Annotated in this window: 10 protein-coding genes; 6 read left to right on the top strand and 4 right to left on the bottom strand. The window is 45.6% G+C overall.

Features of this window, described 5'->3' with window-relative positions; genetic code table 11:
- Positions 1–119: 119 nt before the first annotated feature.
- Positions 120–872, bottom strand: a complete 753-nt coding sequence (locus H4O21_RS21185) for a hypothetical protein (RefSeq protein ID WP_182810916.1) — start codon at positions 870–872, stop codon at positions 120–122.
- A gap of 353 nt (positions 873–1,225) precedes the next feature.
- Between H4O21_RS21185 and H4O21_RS21190 the strand changes: the two genes are divergently transcribed.
- Together H4O21_RS21190 and H4O21_RS21195 are read left to right on the top strand one after the other, a co-directional pair.
- On the top strand, positions 1,226–2,113 hold the full coding sequence (locus H4O21_RS21190) for a DMT family transporter (protein WP_182810918.1): 888 nt from the start codon (positions 1,226–1,228) through the stop codon (positions 2,111–2,113).
- 269 nt (positions 2,114–2,382) lie between these two features.
- Positions 2,383–3,513, top strand: coding sequence for an ABC transporter substrate-binding protein (locus tag H4O21_RS21195; protein ID WP_182810920.1), 1,131 nt, complete (start codon positions 2,383–2,385; stop codon positions 3,511–3,513).
- A 127-nt stretch (positions 3,514–3,640) separates the two neighbouring features.
- Here the strand turns inward: H4O21_RS21195 and yjeH are convergent, their stop codons facing one another.
- Entirely contained in the window at positions 3,641–4,894 is a 1,254-nt protein-coding gene (gene yjeH, locus H4O21_RS21200) for an L-methionine/branched-chain amino acid transporter (protein ID WP_182810922.1), read from the bottom strand.
- A 122-nt stretch (positions 4,895–5,016) separates the two neighbouring features.
- Between yjeH and H4O21_RS21205 the strand changes: the two genes are divergently transcribed.
- The gene (locus H4O21_RS21205) at positions 5,017–5,451 is read left to right on the top strand and encodes an Lrp/AsnC family transcriptional regulator (RefSeq protein WP_182810924.1); all 435 of its coding nucleotides are present in this window, start codon (positions 5,017–5,019) and stop codon (positions 5,449–5,451) included.
- A 91-nt stretch (positions 5,452–5,542) separates the two neighbouring features.
- Here H4O21_RS21205 and H4O21_RS21210 read toward each other — a convergent pair whose 3' ends face one another.
- Positions 5,543–6,970 carry a coniferyl aldehyde dehydrogenase gene (locus H4O21_RS21210; RefSeq protein WP_220495785.1) on the bottom strand — a complete coding sequence of 476 codons (1,428 nt, stop codon included), beginning with the start codon at positions 6,968–6,970 and terminating at the stop codon, positions 5,543–5,545.
- A gap of 339 nt (positions 6,971–7,309) precedes the next feature.
- Between H4O21_RS21210 and H4O21_RS21215 the strand changes: the two genes are divergently transcribed.
- Positions 7,310–8,644 (top strand): ATP-binding protein, encoded by a 1,335-nt coding sequence (locus H4O21_RS21215; protein WP_182810926.1) that lies wholly within the window; start codon positions 7,310–7,312, stop codon positions 8,642–8,644.
- Between the two features lie 153 nt (positions 8,645–8,797).
- On the opposite strand, the gene H4O21_RS21220 is transcribed toward H4O21_RS21215, so the two are convergent.
- Positions 8,798–10,435, bottom strand: a complete 1,638-nt coding sequence (locus H4O21_RS21220; RefSeq protein WP_182810966.1) for an electron transfer flavoprotein-ubiquinone oxidoreductase — start codon at positions 10,433–10,435, stop codon at positions 8,798–8,800.
- Positions 10,436–10,916: 481 nt separating this feature from the next.
- Here H4O21_RS21220 and H4O21_RS21225 point away from each other — a divergent pair, with 481 nt between their 5' ends.
- Both H4O21_RS21225 and H4O21_RS21230 read left to right on the top strand, forming a co-directional pair.
- Complete coding sequence (locus H4O21_RS21225) at positions 10,917–11,666, top strand: electron transfer flavoprotein subunit beta/FixA family protein (RefSeq protein ID WP_182810928.1); 750 nt, start codon at positions 10,917–10,919, stop codon at positions 11,664–11,666.
- Between the two features lies 1 nt (position 11,667).
- Entirely contained in the window at positions 11,668–12,609 is a 942-nt protein-coding gene (locus H4O21_RS21230; RefSeq protein WP_182810930.1) for an electron transfer flavoprotein subunit alpha/FixB family protein, read from the top strand.
- Positions 12,610–12,637: the final 28 nt, after the last annotated feature.

Here is a 12,637-nt window from a genome sequence, read left to right on the forward strand (position 1 = left end):
AGAAGGTGAAACATGAGTGGTTGCCGCTAACTGCATATCTAAGCTTTGATGCCTTATGTAAGTCTGTTCATGAGATTCTGAGGAGCTATGGAGATAAATATCGGATTAATTTTGTATGACTACTTAATATCAGTACCGTTACTCAGTTCCAGTTGTATTGCATTACTAGCTACTTTTGATGATGTTATGGTTAAACCGTCAATCAGATGTATACGATTATTTCCTTGACCATCAGTAATAGTGATTGATGTGTTTGAATCAGTCAGTACCGGAGAAATAATATAGTCATCATCTCCAGAGCCTGCGGAAACGACACCTCTTTGTACAATGATGTGTGAGCTATCATTGTTATTAGTTTCTGTATTGCTACCTGTATCTACGTTAGTGTCAGGAGATGTATTATCAGTATCTGAGGGCATATCATCAGCATTTTCATCTGAGATTGTCTCTGTTATAAATAAGTAGCAGTCCTTGTAGTAACTTCCCTGAAACCATGAGGCTGAGATATAATACCAATCAGACTTGTCAGGTATAACCCCAAGGAGCATGTCATACTCATAATCGGCATCACTGGCAGCATCATTATCTTCTTCGTTTGATACCAACGCTGTTCCATATTTATCTGCAATCACCAGGGAAAAAGGGTCATAATAGCTTGCAGAAGAGAGGTTGTAGATATTACCTTCTGTCAAATATATCTTAAAAGTAGAATCGAGCAAGGCATAGTTTTCTGACGTATGGTAGTAAACATAATTGTCATACCAGTCATTAGTATCACTGTTCTCTGAGAACGTAAGTGTAATTGCACCTGATCGATCATCGCTTTCTATATCCCATCCAGAATATGGCGTATTATCATCGAGAGAAAACATAATTATCCTTTGTATTGATGTTTTACATGGTGTGGATTTATACTATGGTCAGTGATTATTGGCAATGCCCGGTTTTCTATTTTTTATTTGAGACTTTATTTGTCGCATATATGCGTCGTGTATTGTCTGGTGTTGATTTTTCAATGATAAATATAATGTTTGTATGGTGATTGTTTTATTAGCTCTTTCTGCTGATGGACTAAGCTTTCATCTGAGTTTTTTTTACTTTACTTCCATTTCTGGCTGGGGTCTGAAAAAAGGCCTGATAAACTACTCTGCATTCATATGGTGCTGGTTTTAGCTGTCATATCCTGAAACCGCACAGCATATATCTGTAACATAGGCTTTGAACAATGAATGCAATAAGTATCCTTCAGCTATTTCTGCTGGCAGCAATCTGGGGTGGATCATTTCTGTTTATGCGTATGGGGGCTCCGGTACTGGGGGCAACCTGGTTGGTAGAGCTGAGAGTCGGGCTTGCTGCTTTATTTCTGACTCTGGTCGCGATATTGCTGAAGAAAACAGTATCGTTTCGTGGAGTGAAGAAGCACTTTATTATTCTTGGTTTTTTTAATTCGGTGCTGCCATTTATGTTATTTGGCTATGCAGCTCATACCTTGTCTGCATCTTTGCTATCTATTCTGAATGCGACAGCACCAATCTGGGGTGGTCTGATTATGGCCGTCTGGTACAAAGAAGCTATTTCACTCAAAGCTTTATTGGGTATGGCTGCCGGTATCTGTGGTGTGGCTATTCTGGTGGGATTTGATCCTGTAGCACTACAGCCGGGCTCTGCTCTGGCTGTTACAGCCGCCGTTATGGCGGCCGGGAGCTATGGAATTGCCAGCACCTATGCCAGAAGTGCAATGACTGTAGAGCCATTTAATAACGCTTACGGCAGTATGTGGGCCGCGACGCTGATTCTGGTGCTATTATTGCCTTTTGATGTGCCACAGCAAATGCCGGGTCTGACGATTTCACTGGCAGTACTGGCACTTGGTGTTATCTGTAGTGGTGTAGCTTATCTGCTGTATTTCAGACTGATCAGTGATATTGGTCCGGCTTCTACATTAACCGTGACCTTTCTGATTCCTATGTTTGGCATACTCTGGGGTTACCTTATCCTGGATGAAGCTCTGGGCTGGCATACGTTAGTGGGTTCTCTTATTGTTATCAGCGGTACTATACTGGTTACTGGTTTTTCAATTAAAAGTCTGGCCCGGAAGCCGCATGTGGATTGATCCGTTATGATGAGCAGACGTCGTTTTATCCGTGATTCCACTGCTGGAAGTGTTTTTCCGATATTCTATTCAGAAAGCACAGATTATGCCTTTGTATGATAATAACTCGCTATTTATTCCCGCTGATGACGGCAGCATTCATTGTTCTGTATCAGCAGAAAACGAGAGTTATTCTGTAATTTTATACTGAGGATTGCTGGACATAGCTTGCGTAAGTCTGTTCTTATTCAAAAGACTCTCTTATGTGTTGCCTGAAGGGCAGGTATCTCATGTTGGTATTGACCAGAATACAGAAGCAACTGCTGATCTGGAGTGTAGGTTTAAGTTTTCTTGGCGCTTCTTATAGCTGGGCCGAGTCTATCCGGGTCTTTACCTGGCAGGGATATGTCCAGCCTGAAGAAATAGCCGCTGTGAATCAGTTACTGAAATCATCCGGGTATGATTACGAAATAGAGGTCATTACTCCCTGGGCAGAAGGCCCTGAGCAGATGTTTAATGTGATTCGCTCCGGGCGTGCGGATATTTCATTCCTGACTTTGAATTATCTTAAGATGCAGGATGCTCGCCTGCTCAGGTTGCTACAACCCATTGATATCCGTTCTCCCCGATTAGGTAACTATCATAAGCTGCTGGATATTCTGAAAACCATTCCGATGGGGATGCAGAATGATCAGGTGTATTATATTCCCTGGGCTGGAGGAGCCTATGGTATCTGGGCCGATATGAATAAGGTCAGTTCTGATGAGCTTCCTGACTCTGTTAATAAGCTCTGGGCACCTCGGTGGAAGGGGCACCTTTCTCTGAGTTCTGGCCAGATTCAGCCTAACATTGCTCTGACATCTATGGCGCTGGGGAAGACACCTTTCTATCTGAATAGTATTAAGGAGTACGGCCGTTTACGTATGTATCTTGCGGCAGATAGTGATATTCAGCAAAAGCTGAACCAGTTGTATCAGCAGGTCAGCTATTTCTGGAATAGTGCTCCCCAGGTCCATGATTCTGTGGAACTAATAGCGTCTTATGGTCCAGCAGTATCAACCTGGAATGCGAGCGGGGGAAACTGGCGGTTACTTAATTTAAAAGAAGGCAATACGGTCTGGCTGGATACTATTAATTTTCATAAAAATCTGTCTGGAAAAAAGCTGGAAGCCGCAGAGATCTTTGCGAATTATTTTATAGGCAGAATAGTTCAGAACAGAGCCGTACTTCAGCTAGGGCTGGTAGCGGCTTCCGAAGAAGCTGTTGTTTTGTCGGAGCAGTTTCGTCCCGGAAACTTTTTTAAAGAGGATATGTTCTGGCCACCTTACTGGAAAGGTGCTGATAATGTGATGAAAAGCATGTCAGAAAAAGCAATGAGGGCCTGGAAACTTCAGTCTCAGCAGGCCCTGACAAAACAGTGATCGTCGCATCATATACAGATAGCTTGTCTTCTGTACCTATGATGAACCGATACTCCGGAGAATAATGAGATATTGAGTCGCTCTGATAGGTAAAAATTTTATAATATTCACATCGCTTACACTAGCATCAGACCTGTCCACTGATTCGTACCTTAAATTTTTGTTGCAACATAAGGCCCGGCACAAAGATCATGGCGAGTATGATGGAGTAACTCATTGCTTCACCCAGGCTATAAATAAACAGCAGGCACGCTGCCAGTCCCGCTACAATTGCTGGACGATGTCGGGCAGACAATAGCTTCCAGGCGGCCAGCATTGATACGGTATAGATCATTACAAAGCAGCCATTAACCCAATGCGCCAGAGAAACAAAGTTCATCTCGAACAGATAACTCAGGATCAGCATAGCCGATGAGATAGAGATAAAACTGATCAGAGCAACAGAGGGAACCTGGTATTGATTCAACTGTTTCATTGCAGCAGGCAGAATACCTTCATTACTGAAACTCCAGGCCAGACGGGATGTGCTGGCTAAATAGACATTAAGTGTTGCAAAGCCGCTAATCAGACCCAGAATACCGATAATCCAGCGACCACCGTCTCCTAATAAAAGACTGAATGCACCCACCATTGCAAGATCATTCTCTGGGTTCAGCATAGAGAGCCAGGTACAGGCCATGTAGATCAGTCCAACCAGGGCGACACCACCCAGACAAGCAGGAATAAAGTCTTTTTTAACATCTTTAAATTCACCGGCCAGGTGAGTTACTGCTTCAATACCCAGAAAACTCCATACTGCCAGGCTGATGGCAGCCAGGATACCGCTTTGTGTATCCGTTACAACAGGCAATGCTCCGGATGGTTGAATATCAGACGATAATAAAAGACTGGTGAGCATGACAGAAACGACACTCAGAATAACAAGTGTCAGGCCCAGCTGAATCCGGCCAGAGAGCTGCAGACCTTTTCTGTTTACCATAAACAGAGATAGGAAGACGCCCAGCTCAGCCATTAGTGTCTGAAAAGGTGTCAGTGATATGAGAGGTTTTAAAAACTCAAATGTCATAATTAAAGCCCCTGCTACTCCAGGGGGAATTGCGAACAGAAATATCAGGCCAATAACTCGTCCAGGCAATGCTCCGAAGGCTTTTTCTGTAAAGTACGCTGGCCCTGCTGCATGGGTATAGTGACGGCCTAATTCTGCAAAGACCAGTGTTAGAGGCAAAATAGCCAATAGCAGAAAACCCCATGCCCAGATTGCCTTATCTCCGGCAGCCTGTAGTGTCAGCTGAGGCAGAATAAAAACACCTGTTCCTAATAAGGTCGTAGCAATCAGTCCCATGCCTTGCCAGCGAGTAATTGTTTGATTTAGCCTTGTCATCCCCTTCACTCCGGGTAAAACCAAAATTCTACTCTGTCTGTTGATTTCAATGCGTCAGAATCGGATGTGAATGTGCAGGATTTTTCATGTATTAGTTTCATTTTGTACAGGCAGACCACCAGATGGACCAGTTTGATCAGAAAATCATCGCCGCTCTCAGAGAAAATGCTCGTCAGAGTGTTTCTGCTATTGCTGAACAGGTAAATCTTTCCCGCACAGCGGTTTCAGATCGTATTCGGCGTATGGAGGAAAAAGGTGAGATTCTGGGCTATCGGGTGATTACAGCGGAAGAAAAAGATTCCCCATCGACTATTAAAGCTTGTCTTCAGATCAGTCATGGTGGCTTTAAATGTGCTCCCCTGGTGCAATATATGAAGAAATACCCCCAGGTAAAATCTTGCTACGGTGTTAGTGGTGAGGTTGATTTACTGGTAATGATAGAAACGTTTTCTATGCAGATGTTGCACGATATTCTGGCTGATATTGATAAAAAACTACCGGATGATGCGCGTATGGTGACGCATACTGTGATGAAGGAGTGGCACCATGATGATTGATTATCAGCTAACCGGGAGAGGGTAGCTGAATCCCTGAGAGATAAAGAGTGCTAATGCGGTATCAGAAATAATCTGTTTTTTAGTTGGACCATTAGCGCAGAAATACCTTTTTCATCAATTTAACGGCTAAGTCTCTGTTTTTCAGGATAATACCATTGCGTGATAACCAGGCAAATGAAGACACAATGGTTTTAGCATGGGAAAAGGTTTTGAAACCTTCATGACCATGGTAGTGCCCTATGCCAGATTCCCCTGTACCGCCGAAAGGTGCATCTTCAGCACCAACGTGTACCAGGGTGTCGTTGATACAAACTCCGCCGCTGTAGCTCTGATGGATTACCTGCTCAATCAGTTGTGAGTTTTTGCTCATCAGATACAGTGCGAGAGGACGAGGACGGTTGCGAATGTAGTCAAATGCCTGCTGCACGTTCTGGTATGTCATGACAGGCAGAATCGGTCCGAAGATCTCTTCCTGCATAATCAGCATGTTATCGTTTACTCCGGTTAGCAGGCAGGGTTGTGTTCCCTTGCCAATACCCTCATCGGCCTGGATGGGGTTCTGAATCTGATGCCGTACTGCACCCTTTTGTACAGCGTCCTGCAGGTAACGGTCCAGGCGCTGAATCTGGCGCTGATCAATAATATGTCCGGATTGATTACTCTGGTTATTTTGCTGATAAAACTCAGCATAACGCTGCAGATAAGTGGCAATAAAAGCGTTCTCAGAGCCTTCAGGCAGGAATACATAATCAGGTGCGACACAGATCTGACCTGCATTAATGCATTTACCCAACAAAATATTGTCAACGGCTGACTGGATGTCGGCATCAGGCGCTATGATTACCGGAGACTTTCCTCCGAGTTCCAGTGTCACCGGGGTCAGGTTTTTAGCTGCTGCCTGAGCAACCCGTTTGCCAACTTGAGTGGAGCCGGTGAAAAACAGATGATTGAATGGTAAGGCGCTGAACTGAGCGGCGATATGGCTATCGCCTTCAACCAGAATAATCTGGTTTTCCATGCCTGCAAAAATGGCCTGCATGGCACGGTTCGTTGCCGGAGTAAATTCACTCATCTTAACCATAACCCGATTACCTGCCGCTAAGGCGGTAATGACAGGGCCAAGACTGAGAAAGACCGGGAAATTCCAGGGTACAATAACACCCACTACACCAACAGGCTGATAATGCACTTTGACTGAGGATGGAAACAGAAGTAAGCCGGCATGCCGGGCAGAAGGTTTCATCCATTGTTTCAGGTTTTTAAGGGTGTAGTTCAATTGTTGAATTGATGGCAGGATATCAGCCAGCAGAGAATCAAATTCACTGCGATAACCATAATCTTCATTCAGGGCCTGACAGAGTTGCTCCTGATTGTTGAGCAGGTTTTCCTTCAATTTTCGCAGCCACACTGCTCTTACCTGATATTCGGGCCAGGGTTCATTTCTGAAAACATACTGTAACGATTCGAACGCCTCGTCCAGTGTCTGTTCTTGTGTCGTTACAGTGGCTTTCATATTCATGGTGTAGTCTCTTTCTGATATTCAATCAGACTGATTAGTTGATCCAGACTCTCATCTGAACATCATGTTTGTCAAAAGATTACTACGGCATTATTAATCTAATCACCGGTGATGCTAAAAACTGAAATTGCGTCAGACATGTGTATTTACATAGGAGGTGGGTATGCAATCTGAAAGGTAATCCTGTGAGTTATAGGCATACTCAGTACAGGCTGGAACCCTGGATACAGGGTTTTGTTATGAACAGGGATAACACTTGATAACAGATAGCGGCTGGCAGGTTAGCGGTTGTGCCATTAGCATAGATCGTATCTTTTTAATCGAACCAGGCCGGGTGACATGATCCGAATATTCTTGCCACTGTATTGTTTACTGTTTGTGTTCAGTGTGTTTCATGAGCATTTGTTTGATCGTTTTCTGCTCTGGATGGCTCCTGAAGCGGTTGAGGAGGATACCATCGGTGATCTGTCAGGCGCTTTTTATCTGATTGAAGAGGTTCTGCGTTTATCTTCACAGAGTGAATGGCCCGAAAAGCTGGAGAAGATGCAGGCGCCTAACATTCCAGTCAGATTAAAAGATATCACCTCTTATGAACTGTCTGCGGCAGTATGGCGGCGGTTGGATAATGGAGAAATTGTCGTTCCGGATGCTGAAGAGGATTTTGCACTAAAGAGACTTCCGGGCAGTAAACTACTGATACAGATAGGGCCAGTTGATACTGTGGAGTCCTATGATCAGAGTGCCTGGCTCACTCTGGTGAGTGGCAGTAGTGGCATGGTTATCTGTATTTTACTCTGGACGCTCACTGTACAGCGTCGTATCAGGCATCTGTCTCAGGTTGCTCATCAGTTTGGAGAGGGGAACCTTACCATCCGGGCTGATGAAACAAACAGCCTGAGAGTCAGCGATCTGAACCAGAGCTTTAACAGCATGGCTGATCGTATTCAGCAATTGATAGAGAGTCATAAACATCTGAGTAATGCGGTATCTCATGAGCTGAGAACACCAATCTCTCGTATTCGGTTTGAACTGGATTATGCTGCGGATATTGATGATACAGATGAGTTAAGAGAATCTCTTAACAGTATTGCTGATGATGTGAGTGAGCTGGAAGATCTGGTGACTGAAGCACTGGAGTATGCCCGTTATGAGAGGGCAGGTTTATTGCTTGAATATGAGACTCATGAACTGATTGACTGGCTGAGACGCTGGCATCACGATTTCCGTTTGTCAGCCTCGGGACTGGTATTTGACTGCCAGTTGCAGAGCAAAACACTGGCCGTTGCCTTTCATGAAGCGTCTATTAAACGTGCACTGGATAACCTGGTGCTGAATGCCGCTCGTTATGCCCGCTCGCAGATTGTTATCAGACAGGAACTATCAGATCAGCAGGTGATCATTCATATTGAAGATGATGGTCCTGGCATTGATCAGGAATTATGGGATAACCTGTTTGAACCTTTTGTGCGTGCAGAAAAAAGCCGTTCAAAAGATACCGGAGGCTATGGGTTGGGTCTGGCTATTGTCAAACAAATTATGTTACGCCATCAGGGAGATGTCAGTATCTCCCATTCTTCTCTGGGAGGGGCCTGCTTCAGTCTGAAATGGCCAGTGGCTATTTTGCCTTCTGACAAGATATTTGCGATAGAAACAAGCAAATATACTCGTCGATAGTTTATCTGAACAATCATTTGACCATAAGTCAGAATGTTGTTGTTTATATAAAATAAAACCGGTTATAGCCAGAGCTACAACCGGTTTAAGTTACCCGTGGTACACGAAAGTCAGTCTGTTACTGTTACAAACGTGATGCCTTCAGGATAGTGTTCACATGTTCGGATAGTTAGGACCACCGGCACCTTCTGGTGTTACCCAGGTAATGTTCTGTGATGGGTCTTTAATGTCACAGGTTTTACAGTGGACACAGTTCTGTGAGTTGATCTGGAAGCGGTCATTACCGGTTTCTTCATCTTTCACTACTTCGTAGACACCCGCAGGACAGAAACGTTGAGCCGGTTCCGCCCATTTCGGCAGGTTAACCTGCAGAGGAATACTGTCATCTGTCAGCTTCAGGTGACACGGCTGATCTTCTTCATGATTGGTGTTAGACAGGAACACAGAAGACAGTTTGTCAAAGCTGATCTGACCATCCGGCTTCGGATAATCGATAGGCTGATAATTGCTGGCAGGCTTCAGCTGAGAATAATCTTCTTCGGTGTCGTGCAGTGTGACAGGAATGCTGAAGATATTCTGGTCAATAAAGTTGAACGCGCCGCCCAGCATAGGGCCGAACTTGTGCATAGCCGGTCCAAAGTTACGGCTGTCATACAGCTCTTTAAATGCCCAGGATTGTTCCCATGCGGTCGTAAATGCAGTCAGATCCTGACCACCTTCATCACCGCCTTTCACTGCTTCAAAAATAGTTTCTGCAGCGATCATACCGGACTTCATGGCGGTATGTGTGCCCTTAATCTTGGAGAAGTTCAGGGTGCCAGCATCACAACCGACCATGATACCACCCGGGAACGTCATCTTAGGCAAGCAGTTGTAGCCACCTTTGGTAATTGCACGGGCACCGTAAGAAACACGCTTACCACCTTCCAGGTACTGTTTCAGCTCTGGATGGTGCTTCATACGCTGGAACTCATCAAATGGGCTCAGGTATGGGTTGTCATAGTTCAGATCTGTAATCAGGCCGACAACCACCTGGTTATTTTCTGCGTGGTACAGGAAAAAACCACCGCTGGCACCGTTCTCTGTCAAAGGCCAGCCAGAGCCATGAACCACCAGACCTGGCTTGTGTTTCGCCGGGTCGATATCCCACAGTTCTTTAATACCTATACCGTAGTGCTGGGCGTCTTTACCTTCGTCCAGGCTGAACTGCTTGATCAGCTGTTTACCCAGATGACCACGGCTGCCTTCAGAGAAGATGGTGTATTTTGCCCGTAGTTCCATACCCGGCATATACATACCTGGTTTTTCACTACCGTCTTCTGCAACACCCATATCGCCTGTGATAACACCTTTAACCACACCGTCTTCAAGCAGAAGCTCTGCTGCTGCAAAGCCCGGAAATATTTCTACACCCAGCTCTTCAGCCTGTTGCGCCAGCCAGCGGGATACATTGCCTACAGATACGATATAGTTGCCTTCATTGTGCATCGACTTAGGCACAATAGAGTTCGGGAAAGTCTTGCCGCTACTGGCATCTTTCAGCATCACAATCTGATCTTCAGTGACTTCTGTAATAAGAGGTGCGTCTTTTTCTTTCCAGTCAGGGATCAGTTCATTCAGTGCTGACGGCTCAATTACCGCACCAGACAGAATGTGAGCACCAACCTCAGAACCTTTTTCAACGACACAAACCGTCAGTTCCTGGCTGGCTTCGTTAGCTTGCTGCATTAAACGAATAGCAGCTGAAAGGCCTGAAGGGCCGGCTCCGACGATAACAACGTCGAACTCCATTGCTTCTCTTTCCACGATAATCTCCTCAAACAGCACCTGAGTGCTTTTAATTATTCTGTTTTGATATCATTTAAAACGGTCGTATGCTTTCGGTCAAGTATAAAGTAGGACCCTGCAGTCTCTACAGCAAAATAAGACCAGTATGACACATTACTTTTCAATAAAAGTTTTGCCTGTCAGCGTTTAAACTTTGAAAATGCCGGGTCTTTTGGTCATACGCCGCATAATAAGGTCGCGCTAGTATATATCCGAAAATGTGACCGGTCAGTTTACAAAGTAATTTGACCTGAATTGAAAAAATAGTCATTATGAGATCACGAGCGCAGCAAACGCTTGTTTGAAACAAATTCAGATCTGGCAGGATTGCTGAGCAACCCCATTACTCGATCAATGCTGGCAGATCATCAGAACTCAGGTAGCAGAGGCAAATACACCGTCCTGTTACACGTAACTCGTCACAGATAGAAAGAACGAGGAATCTATGAAGGTATTAGTGGCTGTCAAACGAGTCATTGACTACAACGTTAAGATTCGTGTTAAAGCGGACAACTCTGACGTTGATCTGACGAACGTTAAAATGGCAATGAACCCATTCTGTGAAATTGCAGTGGAAGAAGCGGTTCGTCTGAAAGAGAAAGGTGTAGCCAGCGAAATTGTTGTGGTAACTATCGGCCCTAAAGAAGCTCAGGAGCAGCTGCGTACTGCACTGGCGCTGGGTGCTGATCGTTCCATTCTGGTTGAAACTGCCGACAAAGTAGATTCTCTGGGTGTGGCTAAGATTCTGGCGAAAGTTGTTGAAGAAGAGCAGCCAGGTCTGGTTATCATGGGTAAACAGTCCATTGACTCTGATAATAACCAGACAGGTCAGATGCTGGGTGCTCTGACAGGTATGCCACAGGGAACTTTCGCTTCTGAAGTGGTTGTAGACGGCGAGTCTGTTAACGTGACTCGTGAAATCGACGGCGGTCTGCAAACAGTTGCACTGAACCTGCCTGCGATTGTTACCACTGACCTGCGTCTGAATGAGCCGCGTTATGCTTCTCTGCCAAATATCATGAAAGCAAAACGTAAGCCTCTGGATACTAAGACTCCGGCAGATCTGGGTGTTGATGTTGCGTCTAAAGTGAAAACCCTGAAAGTTGAGCCACCTGCAGAGCGCAGTGCGGGCATCAAAGTGGGCAGCGTAGACGAGCTGGTAGAAAAACTGAAAAACGAAGCGAAGGTGATCTAACATGAGTATCTTAGTCGTAGCTGATCACAGTAATGCCGCTCTGGTTGGCGCAACTGCAAACACTGTTACTGCTGCTCAGCAGATTGGTGGTGATATCACTGTTCTGGTTGCGGGTAGCAACTGTGGCGCAGCTGCTGAAGAAGCCGCTAAGCTGAGTGGTGTAAGCAAAGTTATTGTTGCAGACAATGCAGCATACGAGCACCTGCTGGCTGAGAACGTATCTCTGCTGGTAGCCGCTCTTGTTAAAGATTCTGGGGGTAAAGATTTTACTCACATCCTGGCACCTGCCACTTCTAACGGTAAGAACATCCTGCCTCGCGTAGCGGCTCTGCTGGATGTGGCTCAGATCTCTGACATCATCGCAGTAGAATCTGCAGACACGTTCAAGCGTCCTATCTACGCAGGTAACGCGATTGCCACCGTTCAGTCTGAAGATGCGATCAAAGTGATCACTGTACGTGGTACTGGTTTTGACGCAGCAGCAGCGGATGGTTCTGCTGCGGTTGAAGCTCTGGACAACGCTCAGAACGCTGAGAAATCTGCCTTTGTGGGTGAAGAGCTGGCGAAATCTGATCGTCCGGAACTGACTGCTGCTAAAGTTGTGATCTCTGGTGGTCGTGGCATGGGCAACGGTGAGAACTTCGAATTGCTGAACAAGGTGGCTGACAAGCTGGGTGCTGCTGTAGGTGCATCCCGTGCAGCGGTTGATGCAGGCTTCGTACCTAACGATATGCAGGTGGGTCAGACCGGTAAGATCGTTGCTCCTGAGCTGTACATTGCAGTCGGTATCTCCGGCGCGATCCAGCACCTGGCAGGTATGAAAGACTCTAAAGTGATCGTAGCGATCAACAAAGACGAAGAAGCGCCTATCTTCCAGGTGGCTGATTATGGTCTGGTGGGTGATCTGTTTGCGGCACTGCCTGAGCTGGAAGGCAAGCTGTAATAGCGTCCCCTTTAAGGTTCGAACGCTT

It is taken from the genome of Oceanospirillum sediminis, from assembly GCF_014164585.1.
GTDB lineage: Bacteria > Pseudomonadota > Gammaproteobacteria > Pseudomonadales > Halomonadaceae > Oceanospirillum > Oceanospirillum sediminis.

Excerpts from the sequence above, each read along its gene's own strand:
- H4O21_RS21220 (WP_182810966.1), bottom strand. The coding sequence starts at position 10,435 with ATGGAGTTCGACGTTGTTATCGTCGGAGCCGGCCCTTCAGGCCTTTCA.
- H4O21_RS21225 (WP_182810928.1), top strand. The coding sequence starts at position 10,917 with ATGAAGGTATTAGTGGCTGTCAAACGAGTCATTGACTACAACGTTAAG.
- yjeH (WP_182810922.1), bottom strand. The coding sequence starts at position 4,894 with ATGACAAGGCTAAATCAAACAATTACTCGCTGGCAAGGCATGGGACTG.
- H4O21_RS21185 (WP_182810916.1), bottom strand. The coding sequence starts at position 872 with ATGTTTTCTCTCGATGATAATACGCCATATTCTGGATGGGATATAGAA.
- H4O21_RS21215 (WP_182810926.1), top strand. The coding sequence starts at position 7,310 with ATGATCCGAATATTCTTGCCACTGTATTGTTTACTGTTTGTGTTCAGT.
- H4O21_RS21230 (WP_182810930.1), top strand. The coding sequence starts at position 11,668 with ATGAGTATCTTAGTCGTAGCTGATCACAGTAATGCCGCTCTGGTTGGC.
- H4O21_RS21205 (WP_182810924.1), top strand. The coding sequence starts at position 5,017 with ATGGACCAGTTTGATCAGAAAATCATCGCCGCTCTCAGAGAAAATGCT.
- H4O21_RS21190 (WP_182810918.1), top strand. The coding sequence starts at position 1,226 with ATGAATGCAATAAGTATCCTTCAGCTATTTCTGCTGGCAGCAATCTGG.
- H4O21_RS21195 (WP_182810920.1), top strand. The coding sequence starts at position 2,383 with ATGTTGGTATTGACCAGAATACAGAAGCAACTGCTGATCTGGAGTGTA.
- H4O21_RS21210 (WP_220495785.1), bottom strand. The coding sequence starts at position 6,970 with ATGAATATGAAAGCCACTGTAACGACACAAGAACAGACACTGGACGAG.